Source organism: Shewanella sp. SM73, assembly GCF_025653795.1.
GTDB classification, from domain to species: domain Bacteria; phylum Pseudomonadota; class Gammaproteobacteria; order Enterobacterales; family Shewanellaceae; genus Shewanella; species Shewanella oncorhynchi.
In genome coordinates this window covers 12649-35513 of the sequence record NZ_JAKKRY010000014.1, presented here as the reverse complement: position 1 = coordinate 35513, position 22865 = coordinate 12649, and the positions used below count along the sequence as shown (strand labels likewise).

At 43.2% G+C, this 22865-nt stretch carries 20 protein-coding genes; 16 read left to right on the top strand and 4 right to left on the bottom strand.

The window, feature by feature from the left end:
* The first annotated feature begins 7 nt into the window (after positions 1-7).
* The 5 genes from L5M51_RS17430 to L5M51_RS17410 all read left to right on the top strand — a co-directional run bounded on the left by L5M51_RS17430 (position 8) and on the right by L5M51_RS17410 (position 6567).
* Positions 8-697, top strand: coding sequence for a DNA-3-methyladenine glycosylase I (locus L5M51_RS17430; RefSeq protein WP_131524443.1), 690 nt, complete (start codon positions 8-10; stop codon positions 695-697).
* 814 nt (positions 698-1511) lie between these two features.
* Positions 1512-2657: an efflux RND transporter periplasmic adaptor subunit gene (locus tag L5M51_RS17425; RefSeq protein ID WP_105250703.1), complete on the top strand. Its 1146-nt coding sequence runs from the start codon at positions 1512-1514 to the stop codon at positions 2655-2657.
* A gap of 9 nt (positions 2658-2666) precedes the next feature.
* Positions 2667-5801 (top strand): efflux RND transporter permease subunit, encoded by a 3135-nt coding sequence (locus L5M51_RS17420; RefSeq protein WP_105250702.1) that lies wholly within the window; start codon positions 2667-2669, stop codon positions 5799-5801.
* Positions 5802-5942: 141 nt separating this feature from the next.
* Positions 5943-6206 carry a hypothetical protein gene (locus L5M51_RS17415; RefSeq protein WP_168826198.1) on the top strand — a complete coding sequence of 88 codons (264 nt, stop codon included), beginning with the start codon at positions 5943-5945 and terminating at the stop codon, positions 6204-6206.
* 37 nt (positions 6207-6243) lie between these two features.
* Positions 6244-6567, top strand: a complete 324-nt coding sequence (locus L5M51_RS17410) for a hypothetical protein (RefSeq protein WP_198572450.1) — start codon at positions 6244-6246, stop codon at positions 6565-6567.
* 56 nt (positions 6568-6623) lie between these two features.
* On the opposite strand, the gene L5M51_RS17405 is transcribed toward L5M51_RS17410, so the two are convergent.
* Positions 6624-8246 (bottom strand): AbgT family transporter, encoded by a 1623-nt coding sequence (locus L5M51_RS17405; RefSeq protein WP_263173892.1) that lies wholly within the window; start codon positions 8244-8246, stop codon positions 6624-6626.
* A 558-nt stretch (positions 8247-8804) separates the two neighbouring features.
* On the opposite strand from L5M51_RS17405, the gene L5M51_RS17400 reads away from it, so the two are divergent.
* The 3 genes from L5M51_RS17400 to L5M51_RS17390 are packed head-to-tail and all read left to right on the top strand — an operon-like array spanning position 8805 to position 11213.
* Complete coding sequence (locus L5M51_RS17400) at positions 8805-9371, top strand: LemA family protein (RefSeq protein ID WP_105250697.1); 567 nt, start codon at positions 8805-8807, stop codon at positions 9369-9371.
* 49 nt (positions 9372-9420) lie between these two features.
* The gene (locus tag L5M51_RS17395) at positions 9421-10458 is read left to right on the top strand and encodes a DUF3137 domain-containing protein (protein ID WP_263173890.1); all 1038 of its coding nucleotides are present in this window, start codon (positions 9421-9423) and stop codon (positions 10456-10458) included.
* Positions 10458-11213, top strand: coding sequence for a lytic transglycosylase domain-containing protein (locus L5M51_RS17390; RefSeq protein ID WP_168826208.1), 756 nt, complete (start codon positions 10458-10460; stop codon positions 11211-11213). The genes L5M51_RS17395 and L5M51_RS17390 overlap by 1 nt, the downstream gene beginning before the upstream one ends.
* A 69-nt stretch (positions 11214-11282) precedes the next feature.
* Here L5M51_RS17390 and L5M51_RS17385 read toward each other — a convergent pair whose 3' ends face one another.
* Together L5M51_RS17385 and L5M51_RS17380 are read right to left on the bottom strand one after the other, a co-directional pair.
* Positions 11283-12128 carry a 23S rRNA (adenine(2030)-N(6))-methyltransferase RlmJ gene (locus L5M51_RS17385; protein ID WP_212599480.1) on the bottom strand — a complete coding sequence of 282 codons (846 nt, stop codon included), beginning with the start codon at positions 12126-12128 and terminating at the stop codon, positions 11283-11285.
* Between the two features lie 93 nt (positions 12129-12221).
* The gene (locus L5M51_RS17380) at positions 12222-14486 is read right to left on the bottom strand and encodes a GGDEF domain-containing phosphodiesterase (protein ID WP_263173888.1); all 2265 of its coding nucleotides are present in this window, start codon (positions 14484-14486) and stop codon (positions 12222-12224) included.
* Between the two features lie 266 nt (positions 14487-14752).
* On the opposite strand from L5M51_RS17380, the gene L5M51_RS17375 reads away from it, so the two are divergent.
* The 4 genes from L5M51_RS17375 (at position 14753) to L5M51_RS17360 (ending at position 19233) form a co-directional block, all read left to right on the top strand.
* Entirely contained in the window at positions 14753-15499 is a 747-nt protein-coding gene (locus L5M51_RS17375; RefSeq protein WP_105250692.1) for a class I SAM-dependent methyltransferase, read from the top strand.
* A 334-nt stretch (positions 15500-15833) separates the two neighbouring features.
* A complete protein-coding gene (locus L5M51_RS17370) occupies positions 15834-16367 on the top strand; it encodes a TnsA endonuclease N-terminal domain-containing protein (protein ID WP_263173887.1) in 534 nt (177 codons plus the stop codon).
* On the top strand, positions 16364-18217 hold the full coding sequence (locus L5M51_RS17365) for a transposase family protein (RefSeq protein WP_263173886.1): 1854 nt from the start codon (positions 16364-16366) through the stop codon (positions 18215-18217). Before L5M51_RS17370 ends, L5M51_RS17365 begins: the two co-directional genes overlap by 4 nt.
* 2 nt (positions 18218-18219) lie before the next feature.
* Positions 18220-19233 carry a TniB family NTP-binding protein gene (locus L5M51_RS17360; protein WP_263173952.1) on the top strand — a complete coding sequence of 338 codons (1014 nt, stop codon included), beginning with the start codon at positions 18220-18222 and terminating at the stop codon, positions 19231-19233.
* A gap of 112 nt (positions 19234-19345) precedes the next feature.
* On the opposite strand, the gene L5M51_RS17355 is transcribed toward L5M51_RS17360, so the two are convergent.
* Positions 19346-19867: a hypothetical protein gene (locus L5M51_RS17355; protein WP_263173884.1), complete on the bottom strand. Its 522-nt coding sequence runs from the start codon at positions 19865-19867 to the stop codon at positions 19346-19348.
* Between the two features lie 219 nt (positions 19868-20086).
* On the opposite strand from L5M51_RS17355, the gene L5M51_RS17350 reads away from it, so the two are divergent.
* The 4 genes from L5M51_RS17350 to L5M51_RS17335 all read left to right on the top strand — a co-directional run bounded on the left by L5M51_RS17350 (position 20087) and on the right by L5M51_RS17335 (position 22428).
* Positions 20087-20398, top strand: coding sequence for a helix-turn-helix domain-containing protein (locus L5M51_RS17350; protein ID WP_011718593.1), 312 nt, complete (start codon positions 20087-20089; stop codon positions 20396-20398).
* A gap of 264 nt (positions 20399-20662) precedes the next feature.
* Positions 20663-20965, top strand: coding sequence for a hypothetical protein (locus tag L5M51_RS17345; RefSeq protein WP_219251418.1), 303 nt, complete (start codon positions 20663-20665; stop codon positions 20963-20965).
* Positions 20966-21313: 348 nt separating this feature from the next.
* The gene (locus tag L5M51_RS17340; RefSeq protein WP_263173882.1) at positions 21314-21991 is read left to right on the top strand and encodes a hypothetical protein; all 678 of its coding nucleotides are present in this window, start codon (positions 21314-21316) and stop codon (positions 21989-21991) included.
* Between the two features lie 68 nt (positions 21992-22059).
* Positions 22060-22428 (top strand): hypothetical protein, encoded by a 369-nt coding sequence (locus L5M51_RS17335; RefSeq protein WP_263173881.1) that lies wholly within the window; start codon positions 22060-22062, stop codon positions 22426-22428.
* The last annotated feature ends 437 nt before the right edge of the window (positions 22429-22865 follow it).

Here is a 22865-nt window from a genome sequence, read left to right as displayed (position 1 = left end):
TAATAATATGAGCCAGTTAGAGCGTTTTTCATCTATTTATGCCAGAGCCAGTGAGCGCAAAGGCGGACCTGCTGGACTCGAAGCCTTATTGTCTGGTTGCCTGTCTGATGATGAAATTCGCCAATATCGGGATGCTGAATTATTGTCGGCGATGAGCCGTCAGGTGTTTCAAAGTGGTTTTGTATGGCGGGTGGTTGTTAACAAATGGCCCGAGTATGAGAAGTCTTTCTTTGGGTTCGAACCGCATAAAGTATTAATGTTATCACCTGAGCAAATTCAAGCGCGGGCAAGTGATGCGACCTTGATTCGCCATCTTAAAAAGACTCAAGCCATTTATGATAATGCTCTGATGATCCACGATGTTGCTCGCGAACATGGCAGCTTGGCGCAGCTGATCGCCGCTTGGCCGACGCAGGATATTATCGGGTTGTGGGCATTTTTAAAGAAACGCGGTACCCGACTGGGCGGCAATACGGGTCCCTATTTTCTGCGCGGTATTGGCAAAGATACTTTTTTGTTAACCGATGATGTACAAGGCTATTTTAAAGCACATAAGTTAGTCGATACGGGTTTTTCATCACAAACGGCGCTTAAACAAGTGCAAGCCGTATTTAATCAGTGGCAACAGGAGTCGGGTCGTTGTTTGGCTGATATCAGCCGTATTTTGGCTTGCAGCGTGGGCGATAATCGAATTTAGTCCTGTTAAGTTGTGATTGAAGATGAACAAATTAGTTTTAATAGACAAATATTGCTTTGTTAGCAATATTTTTCATTACAGAAGCATTATTTGTGGGAGTCTGAGTTTCATTTAATGGGGTATTAATCTGAATTTCGGGTTTGCTCCGTTTTGGGGTAACCACTAAAATAGCCCGCTAGCTATTATTTGTGACTGTTTAATTGTGTGGCGTTGGCTCATAACGCTGGCGCTGCCTTTTAGCCGTGCACAAATAGTAGATGTAATAAACTGCACAGCAATCCGCTATCGGATGTATTCATGTTTTTACGCACAAGCAGTCTGAAGCCAGCTCTTTGCTTACTCTCTTTCGGTATTGTCAGTCTTGATAGGGTCGTTTTTAACGACTTGATGCTGAGAGTGGCCTGAGTAAAAACAAGCGCGCTGCGTTTTCGTCTCTATGTACAAATTATTGCAACAAGTGACGGTTAAGCTAACGTCATTGAGCAGTGGGCCTTGGCCTGCCGCAAGTCTAGAATATGAACAGATTTGCAACATATTCAATATGGAGTAGGCTTATTGGGTGTTTTACGGCATATCCCCCTAACAATGCCACTCAAAGTTAACCGATTTTTTAAATCGAATAACAATTCGATGAATATAGTAATGCTGAATGAGTGAAAATTTTCATTAGTTTACAATTTAGTTTCGTTATCTTCCTTGTTGATTCATATAGGCTATGAGATAAATAACGGATTTGATTTTAGTTATAATTACGGCTCGTGTCAGCGCAATAAGTGTACTGGTATGTGGGCAGTTAATATTTGAAGGAGTTCTCATGCGGCAGACAATTAAACTTGCCTCAGTTATAAGCGTGGCGTTATGGATGGCAGCTTGCAGCCCTCAAGAAGAGAGCGCTCAGGCGGGCGCTGGTCCACGTAGTATGGAAGTGGGAATCCTTAATGTTGTTGCCCAGCCACAAGTGATTCAGGTGGAATTACCAGGACGCAGTAAAGCTTTCCTCGAGGCTGAAGTTCGTCCACAGGTTAACGGTATTATCACTAAGCGTAGTTTTGTTGAAGGTGGCAATGTGAAACAGGGTGAATCTCTGTATCAGATTGATTCTTCAACTTATAAAGCTGCTTTAGTGAGTGCCAATGCTGATTTAGCCAGAGCGAATGCGGGCTTAGCCTCAGCAAAAGCTAAGGCGGCACGTTATCAGCAATTGGTAAAAACCAACGCCATCAGTAAGCAAGAGTTCGATGAAGCTGAAGCGGCTTATAAAGAAGCATTAGCGAATGTAACCGTGGCTGAAGCTGCGATTAACACCGCTAAAATCAACTTGCAATATACTGAAGTATTAGCGCCTATCTCTGGTCGTATCGGTAAATCGAGTGTGACTGCGGGTGCGTTAGTCACTGCCAACCAGAGCCAAACGCTGGCGACGATTCAACAACTTGATCCTATCAATGTGGATATCGCGCAATCGAGTGCTCAGTTGTTACGTCTTAAAGCTAAGTTGCAGCAAGGTAAACTACAAGCTTCAGAAAATGCAGACGTGAAATTATTGCTTGAAGATGGTACTCAATATAGTCATCCGGGTAAGTTGCAGTTCGCTGAAGTGAGCGTGGATCCAAACACTGGCTCAGTTATTCTGCGCGCCGAATTCCCTAATCCTGAAGGTATCTTGTTACCTGGCATGTATGTTCGCGCTATGTTAAATGCGGGCACTGATCCACAGGCTATCTTGGTTCCACAAAAAGCGATTACGCGTAACTCTAAGGGTGAAGCTGTGGCTATGGTGGTGAATGACCAAGGTTTAGTCGAAGCGAAAACAGTGACGACCGCAGAAGTGATTAACAACCAATGGCGAGTCACTTCTGGTTTAACTGTGGGCGATAAGTTGATTGTGGAAGGATTACAGAAAGTTCGTCCCGGCGCTCCAGTAACCACCAAAGTTATTTCTGAAACGCAAGCACAATAGGGCATAGCTATGGCACGTTTTTTTATTGATCGCCCCATCTTTGCGTGGGTGATCTCCTTGATTATTATGCTGGCGGGGATCCTCTCGATCCGCTCGCTGCCAGTGTCCCAATATCCTAACATTGCACCACCGACCGTGGTGATCAGTGCTAACTATCCAGGCGCTTCCGCTAAGATTGTTGAAGATTCTGTGACTCAGGTGATTGAGCAACGTATGACGGGTATCGATCACCTCCGTTATATTGCCTCAGCCAGTGACAGTTTTGGTAATGCTGAGATCACTTTAACCTTTAACGCTGAAGCCGATCCGGATATTGCACAGGTTCAAGTACAGAACAAGTTGCAGGGCGCTATGACCCTGTTACCGCAAGAAGTGCAGGCGCAAGGGGTTAACGTTAACAAGTCGAGTTCTGGCTTCTTAATGGTATTAGGCTTCGTATCGACCGATGGTTCGTTAGATAAAGGCGATATCGCCGACTATGTTGGTGCGAACATCCAAGATCCTATGAGCCGTGTTCCTGGTGTAGGTGAAATTCAGCTGTTCGGTGCCCAATATGCGATGCGTATATGGCTAGATCCGTTGAAATTGACTCAATACAACTTGACCAGTTTAGACGTTATCGCTGCGATTCGTTCTCAAAACGCTCAAGTTTCAGCTGGACAGTTAGGTGGCGCGCCCTCTGTGGCTGGCCAAGAGTTGAACGCAACGGTATCGGCTCAAAGCCGCTTACAAACGGCGGAAGAGTTCCGCAAAATTATCCTTAAATCGGATATTTCAGGCGCAAACGTCTTCCTAAGCGATGTGGCACGGGTTGAATTAGGTTCTGAAAGTTATGCTGTGGTGTCACTGTATAACGGTCAACCTGCGACAGGGTTAGCGATTAAGCTGGCAACGGGTGCTAACGCGCTTGATACTGCTGAAGCCGTTCGTGAAAAAATTGCTGAGATGAAACCTTTCTTCCCGCAAGGGCTAGAAGTTGTTTATCCATACGATACAACGCCTTTCGTTGAAAAATCGATAGAAGGTGTAGTACATACCTTGCTTGAAGCTATTGTACTAGTGTTCATCATCATGTACCTCTTCTTGCAAAATTTCCGCGCAACTTTGATCCCGACTATTGCGGTACCTGTGGTATTGCTGGGAACCTTTGCGATTCTGTCGTTAGCGGGTTTCTCGATTAACACTTTAACCATGTTTGCTATGGTGCTCGCCATTGGTTTGTTGGTGGACGATGCGATTGTGGTGGTGGAAAACGTCGAGCGGGTAATGGCCGAGGAGGGCTTAAGTCCACTGGAAGCGACGCGTAAGTCGATGGATCAAATTACCGGTGCTTTAGTCGGTATCGGTCTGACCCTCTCCGCAGTGTTTGTCCCTATGGCATTTATGTCAGGTTCAACGGGGGTTATTTATCGTCAGTTCTCTATCACTATCGTATCTGCGATGGCGTTGTCTGTTCTAGTTGCTTTGATTTTAACTCCTGCACTTTGTGCGACTATGCTCAAACCGATTAAGAAGGGCCATGCTCATATCGAAACTGGCTTCTTTGGTTGGTTTAACCGTAGTTTCGATAAACTGACTAATCGTTATGAGTCGAGCGTTGCTGGGATCATCAAGCGCGGCTTTAGAGTGATGGCGATTTACGTTGTGCTGGTTATTGCAGTGGGTTGGATCTTTATCCGTATGCCTACGGCGTTCTTACCAGATGAAGACCAAGGTATTTTGTTCACGCAAGCCATTTTGCCGACTAACTCGACTCAAGAAAGCACCTTAAAAGTATTGGAGAAAGTGTCTGATCACTTTATGGCTGAGGAGGGAGTGAGATCGGTGTTTAGCGTGGCAGGCTTCAGTTTTGCGGGTCAAGGGCAAAACATGGGTATCGCCTTCGTTGGTTTGAAGGATTGGTCTGAGCGTGAAGCGCCTGGTATGGATGTGAAGTCTATTGCTGGTCGCGCTATGGGTGTGTTCGGTCAGATGAAAGATGCCTTAGTATTCGCCTTCGTACCGCCTGCGGTAATCGAGTTGGGGACGGCGAACGGTTTCGACATGTACCTGCAGGATAAGAACGGCCAAGGCCACGAGAAGTTAGTGGCGGCACGTAATCAACTGCTTGGTATGGCGGCACAGAATCCAAATCTGGTGGGTGTGCGTCCAAATGGTCAAGAAGATGCGCCAATTTATCAATTACATGTAGATCACGCTAAGTTGAGTGCGTTAGGCATTGAAATCACTAATGTGAACAATGTGCTTGCAACGGCTTGGGGTGGTTCTTATGTGAATGACTTTATTGACCGTGGCCGCGTGAAGAAAGTATATGTGCAAGGTGATGCCCAGTATCGTATGCAACCGGGAGATTTAGATTCTTGGTACGTGCGCAATAACAAGGGTGACATGGTGCCATTCTCTGCGTTTGCTACTGGTGCATGGGAATACGGTTCTCCACGTTTAGAACGCTTTAACGGCTTACCATCGATGAACATTCAAGGTGCCACGGCTCCTGGATTCAGTACCGGTGCAGCTATGACAATTATGGAAGACTTAGCCAAGCAGCTTCCTCCTGGTTTTGGTGTCGCGTGGAACGGTCTATCTTATGAAGAACGTCTATCGGGTAACCAAGCGCCAGCGCTGTATGCTCTGTCGATCTTAGTGGTCTTCTTAGTATTGGCAGCACTCTATGAAAGCTGGTCGGTACCCTTTGCTGTTGTGCTCGTGGTTCCGCTCGGGATCATCGGTGCCTTGATTGCAATGAATGGTCGCGGCTTGCCAAACGACGTGTTCTTCCAAGTGGGGCTGTTAACCACAGTAGGGTTAGCGACTAAGAACGCCATCTTGATTGTGGAATTCGCCAAAGAGTTCTATGAGAAAGGTTCAGGCTTAGTCGAGGCGACCTTGCATGCGGTGCGTGTGCGTCTTCGCCCCATCTTAATGACGTCTCTAGCCTTTGGTCTGGGTGTTGTGCCGTTAGCTATCAGTACCGGTGTAGGCTCTGGTAGTCAAAACGCCATTGGTACAGGTGTACTCGGCGGTATGATGAGCTCGACTTTCCTAGGGATCTTCTTCGTACCATTATTCTTCGTGATAGTGGAGCGTCTCTTCAGTAAGCGCGAGAAGAAAGGTAAAGAACAGAAGCCAAACTCAGCTGAATAAGCTCGATCGTTTCTAAACTTCTAAACTAAAGCCCTGCAATTGCAGGGCTTTTTGTTATTTTAATGCTGTTAGTTATAAAGATGGATAGGCACTGTGCGCGAGTTCTGGCATATTGCGCTGAGGCAGTTAAGAGGACGAAACATGGATGATGCTGCGTTGGAATTGCAAAAACTAGATGCACTCATTGCTAAAGGTAAGATGTACGTCATTTTGGTCTTTGGCGTATTTTTCTGGGGTATGCTGACGTCCCTCGTGGTCGCCTTAATACATTATTTTATCTCGGGCGATCCATTCTGGGCGGAACTGCAAAGAGCGCTCTATATTTATCCCATTGGCGGTATTTTGTTTGGTTGGTTTGTGTGGGTGCAGATTAATCGTAAGCGAGATAAACTTCGCGCCCAATAGTATCAATAGTTCTGGTTAAGCTGAGTATAGGAGTGACATGGTGTTTTCGTGGGGTAATCTTGCCACTAAGCAACTTATCGTGGGAATGATATGTCATGGCATAGCGCTTGCATTTTTGGCCTATGGCGTTTATGCATTTTACTTGCAGGAGCTTGTACTGCCAGAGTTAACTCGCTGTGTCGGTGCTGCAGTGTTATTTGTGGGCATGGGGCTAGCCCCTCAATTATTTTTTATGTCTGTGAGCCAGATAGTGTCGCAAGCTGAGGACACGACATTAAAATCTACCCTACAGACCTATGTGTTTAATCTAGGTATTTTTTTGATGATCTGCAGTTTGTTAATGGAATGGCTATACGACTAAAGCTATCGAATAAAGAAAGGGCGTCGACTTCACTATCGACGCCTTTTTTATTGCGGTTAAGGCGTGTAGTAAGTCGCGGCTCCCGGCCCAACGGGCAGACCAAAGCCAAATACCCACAGGAAGAAGAACGCTGTCCAACCCACGAAAAACACGAGCGAGTACGGCAGCATAGTGGCGATCAGCGTACCTATCCCTAGGTTTTTCTGGTAACGACAGGCAACCGCTAAGATTAAACCAAAGTAGCTCATCATAGGTGTGATTAAGTTAGTCACCGAATCCCCAATACGGTACGCCGCTTGAATCGTTTCGGGCGCATAACCAACCAGCATCAGCATAGGCACAAAAATAGGAGCGGTAATGGCCCACTGGGCCAAGGCACTGCCAAGCATCAAGTTGATAATGCCGCAGAGCATAATAAAGAACAAAAATACGATCGGGCCCGTCAAGCCAATGGATTGCAGAGCATCGGCACCTAACACCGCCAATACAGCGCCTAAATTACTCCAGTTGAAGAAGGCGACAAACTGCGCGGCGAAGAAGACGAGGACGATATACATGCCCATAGTGCTCATGCTGTGGGACATGGCATTGATGACATCTTTATCATTTTTGATGCTGCCCACGACTTTGCCGTAAATAAAGCCCGGTATGGCAAAACAGATAAAGATAAAGGCGACTATGCCCTTGAGGAATGGCGAACCTGAGATGAGACCGGTTTCAGGATGGCGCAGCGGTGCGCCTTCTGGTACGACTGAAATCGCTAAAATAACCGCGAGCACTAACATAGATAACCCAGCCCATTTTAAGCCGCGTTTCTCAATAGCACAGATGCTCTCCATCGATTGCAGTACGGTTTCGTCTGCATCATCATCTTGGTATTGACCTAACTTAGGTTCGACGATTTTCTCTGTGACAAAGGCGCCAAGGGAAGTGATCACAAAGGTGGAGACAAACATGAAGTACCAGTTTACTTCTGGGCCGACGTTGTATTGAGGATCTATCATGCGCGCCGCAGCTTCGGTAATGCCCGATAGCAAGGGATCGACAGTACCAAGCAACAAGTTAGCGCTATAACCTCCTGAAACCCCGGCAAAAGCGGCAGCTAAACCTGCAAGTGGATGGCGGCCAAGGGAGTGGAAAATCATCGCCGCCATAGGGATAAGTACCACATAGCCAAGCTCGGCAGCGGTGTTGGACATAATGCCGGCAAATACTATGGTCACAGTGACTAATCGTTTAGAGGCACCCATGACTAAGGCGCGCATAGCCGCAGATAATAAGCCAGATCGTTCGGCAATCCCGACGCCGAGTAGTGCCACGAGCACAGTGCCGAGCGGCGTAAAGCCGGTAAAGTTGGTCACTAGATGCGAGACTATCATCCGCAAACCTTCGGCGTTCATCAGGCTCACCACATGGATTAAACCGTCGGCACTGCGGCCGTGTGAGCCAATAGGTCTAGGATCGACCACGGTTAACCCAAAGTAGCCCGCAATACCTGAAATAATGACCACGGCAACACAGAACAGTGCGAATAAGGTGATTGGATGGGGCAGCAGATTGCCTAAGCGTTCAACAATATTGAGAAAACGTACAAACCAACCACTAGAGCTGATATCGCCCTGTTGTGGATTGGGTTCAGAAGCTTTTTGTGGGGGAATATCGCCGGAATTAAAACTCATCGTCCTTCCTTTATGTCGACCTTTACGCAGCGCAATATTTGGACCCTATAACAGACTCGAGACATTGCCGACGGCCGATTGTGGATGATGTGGCTGAGGGGATAACTCTAGGTGCAAGACTCGGAGTGAAAGCTAAGGTAAAAGTTAAAAAATTAGCGGTAAAGTATGATTGTTAAGTTTTAATTGAAACTTAAATGTTGCTATTGACTGTGTTGAGGTGAGGAGGGCTAAAATTAGGATAAAAAATGGACTCTCGAGGAGTCCAGTATTCACGAGCAAAATTGGATGCTCTAATGTTGTGCCATATCACTATAGACGTTGTTTGCTGTATCGGAGCTGAATATCGATAAATTTATAGGTTAAATGCTGTTTTTTATGCAGATGATCACTTTTCATCGTTGAATATGGCCAGTTTCGTTGATGATTGCTCGTTAGATAACATCGCCAGCTCTGACCAGCGAGTAATTTCATTGTCTTAATCAGCCCGCAGGTGAAATTTTCACTCATTTATGGTTAGCTGTATCCTATTAACAAGAATAAGAAACCTAAGGATGGAAGATGGAAAAATTGTTATTGGGATTAACGCTGATTTTTATCGTGACCTATCTTTGGTACGTCAGCCTAGTCAAAAAGCGCAATACAGCGCTCGAAGCCTTGTCGGGTATCGATGTACAGCTGACCAAGCGTGCCGACCTTGTGCCTAATATTCTAAAAATCGCTAAACGATTTATGGAGCATGAAAAGTCACTGCTCACTGAAATCACCGAATTGCGTACTCTGCTAAGCCATAATTACAACAAGGCCGACCCTAGCGCAGTTAAAGAACATTTAGTTCAGGCCGAGCGGTTGAACGACAAAATGAGCACCTTGATGGTGAATGTGGAGAACTATCCTGAGCTCAAGTCCGACAACACTATGTTGCAGGCGATGCAGACCTATAACGAGGTCGAAGCACACATCTCAGCTGCGAGGCGTTTTTACAACTCGGCAGTTTCCGAGCTTAATACTGCAGTAGAAATCTTCCCCGGCTCGATTATCGCTTCTATGGCGAGTATTAAAGTGATGCCATTCTATGAGGTGAGCGAAGCGGCAAAAGCGCCCGTAGATGCGGCCGAATACTTGTAAGTTTAGTATTGCAGGGTGAGTTATCACCCTGCAATACTATGACATCAATATGAATATCATCACTTTTATTTTAGGTAGCCCGATTCGGACTTATCGGGGTCATGTTGGTTTGTCTGCGGATTTGGACGAACTACCTCAACTCGAAGCCTATTACGAAGAATATATCGCTCCAATCAGTCGCAAATATGAAACTAAGCGTGTGGCTTGCCTTAAGGCGGCGCGTAAACGTTTGTATTTGAGTTTGATGATAGTGCTTGGGCTGAGCTTGCTCACCGTTATTGGCTACTACAGCGGTGGCGCTTATTTCCCGTCTTTGCCATTGCTTGCCTTAGTAGGATTATGCTGGTGGAGCTTTGCTCCGACTCGTGAGTTTAAGCATTTGGTTCAAAATGATATTTATCCGCTGATGTTTAAATATTTCGGCGATGATTTTATTTATAGCCGCGAAATGCGCCTCGACATGAATCGACTCGTTGCGGCTAAAGTATTACCGCGATACGACAAAGTCAGCTTCGGTGACTATATACAAGGCTGCTATAAGGGCGTTGAGTTGGCGGTCAATGAGCTTACCCTGACCAAGAATGTGCAAGTCGAAGAACTGGATGTCAGTACCAGCAGGCGCAGAACTGTGACCCGCACGGAAACCCAGTTTCGTGGCTTAGTGGTTGAGCTGAGTAGCCATAAAGCTTTTATGGGTCATACTGTTGTGCTGAGGGATCGCGGTGGTTTAGCAAATTTCCTGTCCGACAGCCATGCGGGACTGGTACGAGTCAAACTTGAAGATCCGCAATTTAAAAAAGAGTTCGACGTGTTTTCAACGGATCAAATCGAGTCACGCTATTTGCTCAATACGGCATTTATGGAGCGCTTACAGGAGCTTGCCAAACATTTCGATGGCAATATTCAATGTGCATTTTTCCGCAATAAACTAACTTTGTTCCTACCGAATCGCAGAACGCATTTTCAAATGCAGTCCATTTTTTATGGCGCGACCTTTTCAGTAGAATTTAGTCAGATAAACCGAGAAATGAAGCAACTCTTTGCTATTATTGAAGTACTTAAACTTAATCAGTACACGGGACTTTGATGTTGCTTACTCGCTTAGCGCTTGCTCGTACACTGACTTTTGCAGCCTTTTCATTGCCCTGCAGATTTGAGGCGCTAGGCCTGTGCTTATTATTGATATCGAGTTTGATGATAAATGCAAATGCTGAGGAGGCGCGCGAAAAAGCTAAGCCGCGTATTGTGGCGCGGTACTCACAGAGCGGCATAGTGAGTAGTGAAGGTCTAGAAAAACTCAAAATTTATCAATACCAACAAGCTAATGGTGTCACCGTATTTACTGACAAAGCCCCTGCAAATAACCAATATCAAATTTTGTTATATGACTGTTTTGCCTGTCGTCCCGATTCGACCATAGACTGGAATGGTATTCGGCTATTTACCGCTAATTATGATGCCCTTATCTCCCATGCCGCCCATAAGCATCAACTTGATCCCGCCTTAATCCGCGCTGTGATCCACGCGGAATCAGCCTTTAATGCGCGTGCACTTTCGCGAACTGGTGCCATGGGATTAATGCAATTGATGCCAGAAACAGCAAAAGAGATGGGTGTGGCAAATGCATTTTTGCCCGAAGAGAATATCTTAGGTGGCAGTAAGTATTTGGCACAAATGCTAAAACAGTTCAATGGTGATATCGCATTGGCCTGTGCGGCTTACAATGCGGGGCCGACGACCGTGGTTCAGTACAATGGCATTCCGCCCTATCCTGAAACCCAAGCCTATGTTGAGCGTGTGAAAATTTTATTGAAGCGTTACCGCGAGCAGAAAGACGTTTAGTTACCGCATTGATAAGCTGAAATGAAGTGGCGAAAATCCAGAGATCATCGCCGCCATTCGAGTCGAAGGTTACTCGCCGACTTCCCATTTTACGGTAATGTTACCGTCCACTTGTCCAAGTGTTTTACCCAAGTAATCCATTAATTCTGTTGCGATTTCGTCTAACTGCCAAGGTGGATTGATGATCCATAATCCTGCCGCAGTCATGCCAAATTCATCTGAATCGGGCTTAATGGCTTGTTCAATTCTCAACTGACGTTTAATGCCACTGCTGGCGAGGCGCGATAACATACCTTCGGTCTGAGCACGATTTACGACTGGATACCACAGGATAAACACACCTGTAGCAAAACGCTTGTGCGCTTTTATCAGGGTTTCGGCCACATCTTGGTAGTCGGTTTTCATCTCGTAGCTAGGATCGACTAGCACCAGAGCACGACGCTCTAATGGTGGTACTGCGGCGATAAGGCCTTTTAAACCATCACCTTTGATCACTTTAACTTGTCTGTCTTCACAGAAATAATCATCCAATAACACATAATCAGTGCTGTGCAGCTCGTGCAGCACCATGCGATCTTTAGGCCCTAGCTCCATGTCGATAATGGCGGGTGAACCTGGGTAGAAGTTGAGTTCGTCTGGATTTTCTTCATTAAAATGGCGCACGGCGGCGACATAGTCCTGCAGCGATTGTGGTAAGTCAGTTTTATCCCAAAGCTTAGCTACACCTTCGAGGTATTCACCGGTTTTCTGTGCAAATTCATCGCTTAAAGCATAACCACCCGCACCTGCGTGGGTATCGATATACACGAGTGGTTTGTCTTTCTTGTGCATCAGCTGCAAGGTTTGTAGCAAGATGGCGTGTTTCAACACATCGGCATAATTGCCAGCGTGATAACCATGGCGGTAACTTAACATGGGGTAATCCTAGTAATTTGCAAACATAGCAAAGAGAGGCAAATGCCAGTCGGCAATTATACCTGCGATGGTTCTAGGCGTAAATTTAATGCCTCAGTTGGCGCTCTTTTTATTGGCAAACCAATGTGTGGGGGTTTGCATTTGAAAGGTTTTCAGCCAGAGATTCGCTGGTGCGGGTTTACCGAATAAATAACCTTGAAATTGTTCGCATCCTAGCGCAGTGAGTTGCAATAACTGGGCTTCGGTTTCGATACCTTCGGCAATGACGTTGAGTTTTAAGCTCTTGGCTAACAGGATGGCGGCGTTAACAATTTGGGTATGGCGTTCACTAATGCCCATTTGACTGACAAAGTAACGGTCGATTTTAATCGTGTCGGCACTGATATCAATGAGCTGGCTTAATGACGCATGGCCAGTGCCAAAATCGTCAATGGCGATAGAAACCCCCATGCGAGCTAAGGTGTTTAGGCGTCGGCCTGTTTCTTTATGGGTTGAAAATACAGAGGTTTCAGTAATTTCAATTTCCAACAATGGGATGAGTTCAGGATGATTCATATAGGTTTGGATCAACACCTTAAAGAAGCGATCCGACAGAATATCTTGCCCTGATAAATTAAAGGCTATCCTAACCAGAGGCACATTCTTAGGCCAAGAACGGATCAGTTGTAGTAATTGCCTGAAGACTTTTATCGCAAAAATCGCCTGCAATTGAGATGACTCTATGATGGGGATAAAAGTGTTCGGCATGATCATAGTGCCGTCTTCGTCAAACATTCTGGCTAGCGCTTCAAAGCTAGTAATGTGGCCATTGGCCATCACTTTAGGTTGCAGCCACATTTCAAGGCGGTTGTGTTTCAGCGCGTCACGGATTCTGGCTTTTTGCGATGAAGCTTCGAGCAGATTGTTAATCAAACCAATGTAATACACCATCACTGGGCTAGCTTGGGTGGTTTGTTTTATGGCAATTAAACATTGCTCCGCGGCTTGCTGCGGTGAGGCTTTATTACCAGAGCTGCAACCGACTCTGCACTCGAGATGATATTCAGTCTGTTGTTCTTGCTTAAGTTGTAGGTTTGTTGGAATACGCTCGCGTAATTGTAGCGCTAGGTTTTCAGGGGAGATAAGCGGCAGGCTAGTAAACTCGAGTGCAAACGATGCTCCTCTAAATCGGTATATTTTTGCGATATGACCAAAGCGATTTTTGAGTTCAATAGCAAAGGCTTTTAGGATGGCATCTCCGACGCTGATACCGAAAGCAGCATTAATTTGGCTAAGATTATCAATTTTGATTAAGGCTACGGTCATTTCCTTATGGATCAAGCTTGGCGCTGGGTTATACCAGTGATTTTCGTTGGGTAATCCTGTCACTAAATCATAGAAATGCGTGCTGATGTGGTGCTTTTTAAGTCGACTCAGCTCAATCGCATGGTTTGCCTGTTCTGTGACATCGTGGCAGTGAAACAACAAAGTATCATGGTGCTGTAATGAGGCTTTCTGCAGCAGATATTTAGTGCTGTTATTGTTCTTTAAATGGGTCGGAAACGACGCCGCCAGTAAATTCGTGCTGGTATCTTCGGTAAGTTCAAAAATGTCACATAGGCGAGTGCGGTTTAGTGTGACTTCTCTAGCGATTTCCCTCGCGGCATTATTCAGGTTGAGAATGACTCCATCCTCATTGCAGAAGAAAGAGGCTGTACCATTATTTTCAAATATTTCAGCATATTGGTCTAATGTATGTTGCAGTGCATTTTGATGCTGGATCATTTGCTGCGCATGGATTTTCTGGGTTTTTAGCAGACGCATCGCCGACAACGGGATACAGATATTAAAAAACATAAACAGCAAACCGTTTAGATAAGCGTGGGTCGCAGGTAGGCTGATATCAATATCGATAATGGGAGGCAGGTTTTGGTTACGCAGTAGCAGTAAAAAAGGCAATACGTTGAAACACATCATAATAAAAGCGACTTTTCTGCCAAACAGGAAAAGCGCCATCAAGGGCAAGGTATATAAGAAAGTAATACCTACCTGCGATAAGTTGAAGTCAGGGATAAACAACAGCATAGATAAACAGGCTGCAATAACCATCGCCAGCAGGCTGATAGAGCTGACGAGTAAATATTTGCGCGTAAACCATAAAGATAGGAATAGTACGGTTAAAAAACTGACCGTAATGCTGATAATGAAAGTGAGGTTTAACTCATACGCAATTAAAGAGCTATGCAGCACTATGCTAGTGGTCAAGATGGCGCCACTGAGCAGAATAATCCGCAATAAGCTGGTTTTTAATATCGTTTTGTCAGGATTTAAAAAATCTTGCTCCCTGATAAACAAAAAACCTTTTAGCCATTGAAGCAAAAAAAGTCCTTATCCCGTACGGAAGTCACGCAGGTTGGCTGGGGACGTAACATATAACATAAATCACTAAACTGTTATACAAATAGATTACCGCCTTTATAAATCAGTATATTACAGTGTGATACTTGTTTGAATTATTAAGGGCGCACTGAGACAAATTGGCTAAGACAGTGATGAGTTTGGCGATGTGTTTTGCTTACTAGCATATTCATAAACGAGATTTTTAGGCATAATGGCCATCATTTTCGTTGGTAAGAAGACAGCCTGTGACCCCGATTTTTTTCAATCAGCAATACCCAACACTTGTGGATATTTGTGCACGTTGGCAACTCGTCTACGATGCGAATGCGACCTTCGAATTACGTTTTGAATCAGATACGTTATCACTGCATAAACGCGATGAGCCTAAGCTCGATGGCATAGTGGTGGACTTTGTGACTGGTGCCGTCGCCCATAGACGTAAGTTTGGTGGTGGTCGCGGCCAATCTATCGCTAAAGCGGTGGGATTAAAGCAAGGGGTAACACCGAGTGTGGTTGATGGCACTGCGGGTTTAGGGCGCGATGCGTTTGTGCTCGCAAGCCTTGGTTGCACTGTAACTATGGTTGAACGTCATCCTGTGGTTGCGGCATTGCTTGAAGACGGCCTGCGCCGCGCCTATCAAGATGCTGAAATCGGCGATTGGATGCGTGAGCGGATGCGCCTATTTCATGGTTCTAGCCTAGAAGCACTATCGAAATTGGCACAAGAGGTGGATGTGGTTTACCTCGATCCTATGTACCCCCACCGTGATAAATCGGCCCTTGTTAAAAAAGAAATGCGTGTATTCCAATCCTTAGTCGGTGCCGATTTAGATGCCGATGGTTTACTCGCCCCAGCTTTAGCCTTAGCAACTAAACGTGTCGTCGTTAAGCGCCCAGACTATGCCGAAGATTTGGATGGGGTTAAGCCTAATATGGTTATTGAAACCAAAAAAAACCGTTTCGATGTCTATGTAAAAGCCGCGATGAAATAGGGAATATTTTTCTCATCGCGAACATAGTATGCTTTCTGTCGCTGAACCCATACACTGACATAATGTACCCATAGTATGACAAATTTAACTCATTCAATGACATAAAAATGGCTTTTGTAATCATGTTACAAAAGCTATTTTCTTTAATATTAGTATGTTGAACAATTAATAACCCATAGATTGACAAAAAACTGCATGCCAGTACACTAAATGTACACTATTGGTTCGAATTATACTTATGTATATAAGAAGCTTACGTAAACCATCACCGAACAAAAACGTATTTAAATTCGCTAGCGCAAAAGTTAGCGAAACGATAATGTGTGAAAGTTCATTGGAATTTGATGCGTGCTTTCATCATGAATACAATGATTGTATAGAGGTGTTTGGTAGCCAGCCTGAAGGGTTCTATTACGCTTTTGAGGGCAAAAGATTGCCCTATACTCCTGATGCGATAATTCAGTTTTTTGATGGGACAGTAAAGTTCCATGAATATAAACCTTATAGCAAAACATTCGATCCAATCTTTAGGGCTAAATTTCTAGCAAAGAAAGCGGTTGCTCAGTCTTTAGGTGCAGATCTTATCTTGGTCACTGAACGTCAAATCCGTGTAAACCCGATTCTAAATAATCTTAAAATTTTGCATCGATATTCGGGAGTTTACGGCTTGAGCGATATTCAAGTTGAACTGCTCAATCTTATAAAAAAAACAGGGAAAATTAGTGTTAACGATGTGGCTGCAAAGCAATCATTAGCATTAGGGGAAACCCGTTCACACTTGTATTCCCTTATGCATAAAGGATTGGTTAAGGCGAACTTAAGCCAGGATGATCTTGGTTGTAATCCAGCGGTATGGTGCATTGAATGATGGATTTTGAGGATGAATTTAGTGAGTCTGAATTAGTTAAAAAACCAGATACCCCCATTCAATATGTGAAGTTAGAAGATACAGCATTAGTCAAAAGAGACTTAGATACCTTCCCTGAATTTTTAAGAGACAATGCGTTAAACAAATATCAACTCATTGTCTTCATAGACAAAAAAATTTCTGGTGGATGGACTCAAAAAAATCTAGATCCAATTCTTGATGTTCTTTTTACTACGGCCATGGACAAGCGGCCTAACTGGCGAACGTTAGTCCGTTGGCGTAAAAGCTACATTGAAAGTGATGGTGACCTTGCATCATTAGTCGTTAAGCGGCACAAAATGGGTAATAGAACGAGTCGAGTTAAGGGGGATGAAGTTTTTTTTGAGCAAGCACTAACTCGTTTTCTAGATGCCAAAAGACCTAGAGTATCTACAGCATATCAATACTATAGAGATGCCATCACAATTGAAAATGAGAGTATTGTTGATGGACACATTCCTATCATTTCTTATAAAAGCTTTAACCAAAGAATAAAGTCATTACCTCCTTATCCTGTTGCAGTAGCGCGGCATGGTAAATTTAAAGCAGATCAATGGTTTGCATATTGCTCATCCCATATTCCCCCAACGCGAATATTAGAACGGGTAGAAATCGATCACACTCCACTAGATCTAATCCTGATTGACGATGAATTATCTATTCCAATTGGCAGACCTTATTTAACTTTGATTGTTGATGTTTTCAGCGGTTGTGTTTTGGGGTTTCACTTAAGTTATCGAGCACCCTCATATGTTTCAGCCGCAAAAGCAATAGTACATGCAATAAAACCTAAATCATTTGAAGCTCTTGGGATCAAACTTCAACATGAGTGGCCTTGCTTTGGCAAATTTGAAACCCTTGTTGTGGATAATGGAGCAGAGTTTTGGTCTAAAAGCTTAGAGCATGCGTGTAAAGAAGCTGGAATTAACATTCAAATTAACCCAGTTCGTAAACCTTGGTTAAAACCATTTGTAGAACGTTTTTTCGGGATGATTAACGAGTATTTTTTAACTGAGATACCTGGCAAAACCTTCTCCAACATTCTAGCAAAAGAAGACTATAAACCGGAAAAAGACGCCATTATGCGCTTCTCTACTTTTGTTGAAGAATTCCATCGCTGGGTTGTTGATATTTATCATCAAGATTCAAACTCACGTGAAACACGAATCCCTATAAAACAGTGGCAGCGTGGCTTTGATATTTACCCGCCACTAAAGATGAGTGCAGAGGACGAACAACGGTTTACTGTGCTGATGGGTATTTCAGATGAGCGAAAATTAACCAGAAATGGTTTCAAATTTGAAGAGTTAATGTATGACTCTACTGCTTTGGCCGATTACAGAAAGCATTACCCACAAACCAAAAAAACCATCAAAAAAATCATTAAAGTCGACCCTGATGATCTATCGAGTATCCATGTTTACCTCGAGGAATTAGGCGGTTATCTTAAAGTCCCCTGTACTGATAATAGTGATTATACCCACGGCTTGAGCCTTCATGAGCATAAAGTGATTAAGAAAATTAATCGTGAGATTATTCGGGAAGGGAAGGATGATTTGGGATTAGCTAAAGCGCGTATGGCTATTCATGCTCGAGTTAAACAAGAGCAAGAAGCGTTTCAAATATCTAATACAAAAGCGAAAATTTCAGGGCTTAAAAAGCAAGCTCAACTTGCAGATGTGAGTAATACAGGTCAGGGGACAATACGCCTCGAAAGCGAAGAATTGCTCCCTTCTGTACCAAACAAATCAGAATCTAATATTAGTAATCTTCTCGAACACTGGGATAATGATGTAGAGGCTTTTGAGTGAAAATGTTATCGCCCCATCAAATTGAACAGTTACAAAGATTCAGTGATTGTTTTGTTATGCATCCTCTAGTCAAAGACATTTTTAATGACTTTGATGAATTAAGACTAAATAGGGTTTTTCAATCGGATCAGCAGTGCATGCTACTGACTGGAGATACTGGTGTTGGTAAAAGTCATCTAGTTAATCACTATAAAAAAAGTGTTCTGGCCAGCCAAAATTATGGACGAGAATCTATGCCTGTTCTTGTGAGCAGGATATCTAGTGGTAAGGGTTTAGATGCCACCTTAACTCAAATGCTTGCAGATTTAGACCATTTTGGTAGCTACCAGAGAAGGAAACGTGGTTATGCGACAGATTTAAGGAAAAAGTTAGTTGAAAATTTAACTAAGGCTCAAGTTGAGCTGCTAATCATCAATGAGTTTCAGGAGTTAATTGAGTTTAAAACAGGATCGGAACGGCAAGACATAGCTAATGGTTTAAAGTACATCAGCGAAGAAGCTAAGATACCTATTGTACTTGTTGGAATGCCTTGGGCCGAACAAATCGCTGATGAGCCACAATGGTCATCTCGTTTAGTTCGAAGAAGGAAGCTTGAGTATTTTAGTCTGCAAAAAGATATCAAGTTTTTCCGACAATATTTAATGAGCTTGGCCAAATTTATGCCTTTTGATAATCCGCCAAAGCTAGAAGATAAGAATTTTGCAATTCCACTGTTTGCAGCATGCAAGGGTGAAAACAGGCTGCTAAAGCATTTACTGATAGAGTCGTTAAAAATAGCATTGAGGAAAGACGCAAAAAACCTCGATATTGAGCATGTTAGTGATGCCTATGATTTGATTTTTCAGAATGAAAATAGGCCCTCAAGTAATCCGTTTAGGCAGTCTCTAGATAACATATTGATTTCAGAGGTCGTGAAGCCCTCTAGGTATAATCCTAATGCTATAAGTTCTGAAGACATGTTAGTCGCGCGTGAATTTTCGACGCCCAAAACACTAGCTCAGCTATTGACTAAATGAGCCATTTTTACGGTAACAATCTACTGGCGTTCCCTATTAGCCTGAAGATGTACTCTACGAGCTTCTAAATCTAATCCTCAGTGAACGGCCAACGTTACCCCTTTCGATTTCACTATGAAAGCCCTTTAAGGTCGGTTAAATAGGCTTCAATGGCTTTGATTTTTCCCGCGAGTGTAGAGCCTCGATTTCGAGCATCTAAGTAACGGGGGAAAAGATTAATCTTAGAGCTGGGAAGTGCTTCGTAGAGACGTTTAAACTCTTCTGCCTCACCAATACAACCGTGAAAACCTTCTTGATATTGATGGAGTGTAGCTTGAAGTTGTTCGATTTCAGGGAGTTTAATTGGTGATATTTCTATTTTCATAAAACGTGGTTTACTCGGCATCAGGCGAGTTATATCAAATAGAGAGGTTTTCTCAAAAACAGTTTTTTTTCCATAGGTTATTTTCTCTAAAAAACCAATGTTTGAGAGTTTTGAAAGCGTGCGGCGCACGATTTGTTCTGACTGTCTTGGCAAAATCGAAGGATTTACTCTGACCATCTGACTTTTTATTTGTGTAACAGTGAGTTGCTGCTTCTCATCAACAATAAGAATGGTGAGTAATGTTGCATTTATGCGGATTATTTTCGGCATCAGAATATTTACCAATAGTCTTTATTTTCAATATGTAATGTGCCACTCCATGACGTTATTCCAATATTTCACTTTGATTTCGTTCTGCGAATATCCCCGCATTGCGTAATTGGTGTGGAGCTTGACAACTAACGATAAAAAGCTAAGGATTCCTTAGTATACCTTAAGTCAAAAAACTAAGACAATCTGAGTTATCAAAGGACAAATTATGTTGAAGCTGTGGCCGATAAAATTATCAATCCATTACCTCTCAGGCTCAAACAAGCTCGCACTGCTAAGGGGATTAGTCAAAAACAGCTGGGTATCCAGCTAGGTATGGAAGTGGGTACTGCGAGTGCGCGTATGAATCAGTACGAAAAAGGCAAGCATACACCTGACTACCAGACTTTAAAGGCTATCGCTGATGAATTAGGTGTGCCTGTCGCTTACTTTTTTTGTGAGTCGGAAAGCACGGCTAAATTGCTATGTTTACTTGAAAAAATGACAGAAGAAGAAAAGTCCAATTTGATAGAGCAAATCACAAAATCATAAAATAGTTGTGGTGATTTTTAGCTAGATTTGAATCTGTCCGTTTCTGGAGATAACTCATCGTACTTCCGTTATTAGTGTGAGGTTATCGAAGTTGCGTAGGGCTGCCGTAACCGTGCTTCTATGCTGCTAAGCTAATTCTGTTAAGTAGCAAGTCAAGTAGGCAAAGGAAAATACCATATCTCAGTCGAAAGTTCTTAGCTGAGCTGATGTAGCTTTAAGTTTTCCCAAATAGAAAGATAGTAAGTACTGCCAAGGTGGTTAATTGTGAAAAATAAAGTTAAAGGCATTTCATTTGCAGCAGTTAAAGCTGCGGCATTCAAGGACCCAGTTGTTCTCGAAGCTTACTTGCTTGAAAAAGCCTCAGAATCAAATCGGATTGATATTGAATTGTTCATGACTAAGCTCAAGGTGGTTTTAAGTGATCTTCCTCAGAAGGATATTGAGGTGTGTGATTTGGCCAATGAGTTAGGAATTGTTTTGGCCTCAGTATTGGGTAATGAAAAACATACCGAAAAAGAGTGTCTTAAGGGGATTAGACATGGCTTTTCACTGACTAGAACGACATAATTTTCAGTCTACATATGTGCTCATCAATATTAGCTCATCACTGTTGTATGTTTGGATCTTTCTGGTTTGTGCTTCAGACACGGATATTTACATTGCTCTTGAGTTTTTATTAGTAGTTTCCGTTTCGCTAATCTACGGTTATAACTCATTCTATGTGGTGGTTATACGCCTATTTTCCTTCTTCTTAATGCAAAGTTCCCCTTGCCGAGGCCGCTGGTAAATTTGCAATACAAATTGTTTTAAAGGCGCTACTATCTTCAAAAGAGAATGTAGGTTAGATTCACTTGCTTGCTACATTTTATAGTGTTATCAATAAACTAACTATAAAATTTCAAGTGAAATCGCATTATGAATGAGTCTCGTCTACAAACGCTGTTTACCGTATTGCCAGTCATTTCTGCGGCATTGTATTTTATGGGAATTACGTATCATCAGAGTTATCTCGCGGTGTTTGGCCTTGATGATTCACAGTTCCCACTCGCATCAGATAAATCTCTAGTGTCTGGATTCCTTGCTTTGATGATATTTAGTTTCAAGCCAATGCTGTACGCGATAATAGCTGTTTGCACATTGGTTTTTACGGTAATTGTTACAGCTGTACTCTCTTCTTATCCAAAGGTTAAACATTGGCAATCTATTATTCTTGCCCGATTAGCTTCGTTAAAACTAAAAAATAGCCCTTCAGAAGCTATGCACAATCTCGTAGATAAGAGCACAATCATTTATGGATACAGTGTTGGTATCTTTTTATTGGTGCTTTCTCTTGTGTTAGCCACTGTTTTATCTGGAGAAATTGGCAAAGAACAGGCCGTTAAAGAAATAGGCCTGTTCAACGATAAGCTTGGGGCGTATGCCATGCTTCATTCAAAGTTGCTCCCAACCCCCATACGTGTGAAGCAGATCATCTGTAGTCCAACTCATTGTGCCTTTTGGCTTGGTAATGAGACCTTGGTTATTCGGCATGATAGTGTTGAGCGTGCCCTAATGTATAACCCTGCAATACAGGGGATGCAAAAAGAGAATTAATAGTGCGCGTTTTAATCGCCTCATGAGCTAAATGCGTATTAAATGTTAAGCCATATAGGAGAATGCGTATGTCGAAGAAGCCTTCTGATATTTTTAACGAAACAAACTTCGTTTTCGGCTCAAAAAGTGATTTCAAGGACGCATATCCTGAAATTCAGGAGATGTCTATTCATGTTACAGAGTTAGAGAGCCTAATCTGGATGAAGGAACAGGTGACACATCATCTCACATTAGAGCGCCCCGGCGGCGAATACATTAATTGCACCAATCCATCATGTGAAGGTGGAGGTTTTCCAATGGGTAATATTTTACGTGAAGCGATAAGCGGCAAGAAAGAAAAAATAGAAAAAAATATTACCTGTCATGGTGCTGAAACCTCAGGAAGACGGTGTATGCATGCTTTTAAAGTCAGTGGTTCTGTCAAGTACAAGGCTTAATAAAGCGCAACTATTCGTGCTCTTTTTGTCGTCGCAATTTTTTCGGTGTTATTGCGATTTGAGGATGAATAAAGTTTTAAAGTATGTATGTGAGTCAGTCTAGGCAAGTCTGATTCTCGCCATAAAACTGTCTATTTGAGCTAACCTTGAGTTAACGTGCTTTTTTACAAAATTTACTAGTGCAAAAAATCTAATATTCATTCATTACTTTAAAGTTTCCACTTTGAAAGTGAATATCTATGCAAGTAAAAAGTCTAATATCTTGGTAAGTAGTAAAAAAAGAAAAGTATCGATCCGAGCGAGGTTACTGAGTTAAAAACTTAGCTAGCGAATGTGGCTATTCAGCATAACTAACTGGTTTCAATCATCCAACAATACCAAGCCACCGAATAAGATGCTAAAATAATCCTCCATAAACCACTACATAAAGACTAGTT

Bases quoted from the DNA above. Each gene is read 5' to 3' on its own strand.
- L5M51_RS17365 (WP_263173886.1), top strand. From the start codon at position 16,364: ATGATGGATTTTGAGGATGAATTTAGTGAGTCTGAATTAGTTAAAAAA.
- L5M51_RS17395 (WP_263173890.1), top strand. From the start codon at position 9,421: ATGAATATCATCACTTTTATTTTAGGTAGCCCGATTCGGACTTATCGG.
- L5M51_RS17420 (WP_105250702.1), top strand. From the start codon at position 2,667: ATGGCACGTTTTTTTATTGATCGCCCCATCTTTGCGTGGGTGATCTCC.
- L5M51_RS17415 (WP_168826198.1), top strand. From the start codon at position 5,943: ATGGATGATGCTGCGTTGGAATTGCAAAAACTAGATGCACTCATTGCT.
- L5M51_RS17425 (WP_105250703.1), top strand. From the start codon at position 1,512: ATGCGGCAGACAATTAAACTTGCCTCAGTTATAAGCGTGGCGTTATGG.
- L5M51_RS17385 (WP_212599480.1), bottom strand. From the start codon at position 12,128: ATGTTAAGTTACCGCCATGGTTATCACGCTGGCAATTATGCCGATGTG.
- L5M51_RS17390 (WP_168826208.1), top strand. From the start codon at position 10,458: ATGTTGCTTACTCGCTTAGCGCTTGCTCGTACACTGACTTTTGCAGCC.
- L5M51_RS17410 (WP_198572450.1), top strand. From the start codon at position 6,244: ATGGTGTTTTCGTGGGGTAATCTTGCCACTAAGCAACTTATCGTGGGA.
- L5M51_RS17355 (WP_263173884.1), bottom strand. From the start codon at position 19,867: ATGCCGAAAATAATCCGCATAAATGCAACATTACTCACCATTCTTATT.
- L5M51_RS17360 (WP_263173952.1), top strand. From the start codon at position 18,220: ATGTTATCGCCCCATCAAATTGAACAGTTACAAAGATTCAGTGATTGT.
- L5M51_RS17400 (WP_105250697.1), top strand. From the start codon at position 8,805: ATGGAAAAATTGTTATTGGGATTAACGCTGATTTTTATCGTGACCTAT.
- L5M51_RS17340 (WP_263173882.1), top strand. From the start codon at position 21,314: ATGAATGAGTCTCGTCTACAAACGCTGTTTACCGTATTGCCAGTCATT.
- L5M51_RS17335 (WP_263173881.1), top strand. From the start codon at position 22,060: ATGTCGAAGAAGCCTTCTGATATTTTTAACGAAACAAACTTCGTTTTC.
- L5M51_RS17430 (WP_131524443.1), top strand. From the start codon at position 8: ATGAGCCAGTTAGAGCGTTTTTCATCTATTTATGCCAGAGCCAGTGAG.
- L5M51_RS17405 (WP_263173892.1), bottom strand. From the start codon at position 8,246: ATGAGTTTTAATTCCGGCGATATTCCCCCACAAAAAGCTTCTGAACCC.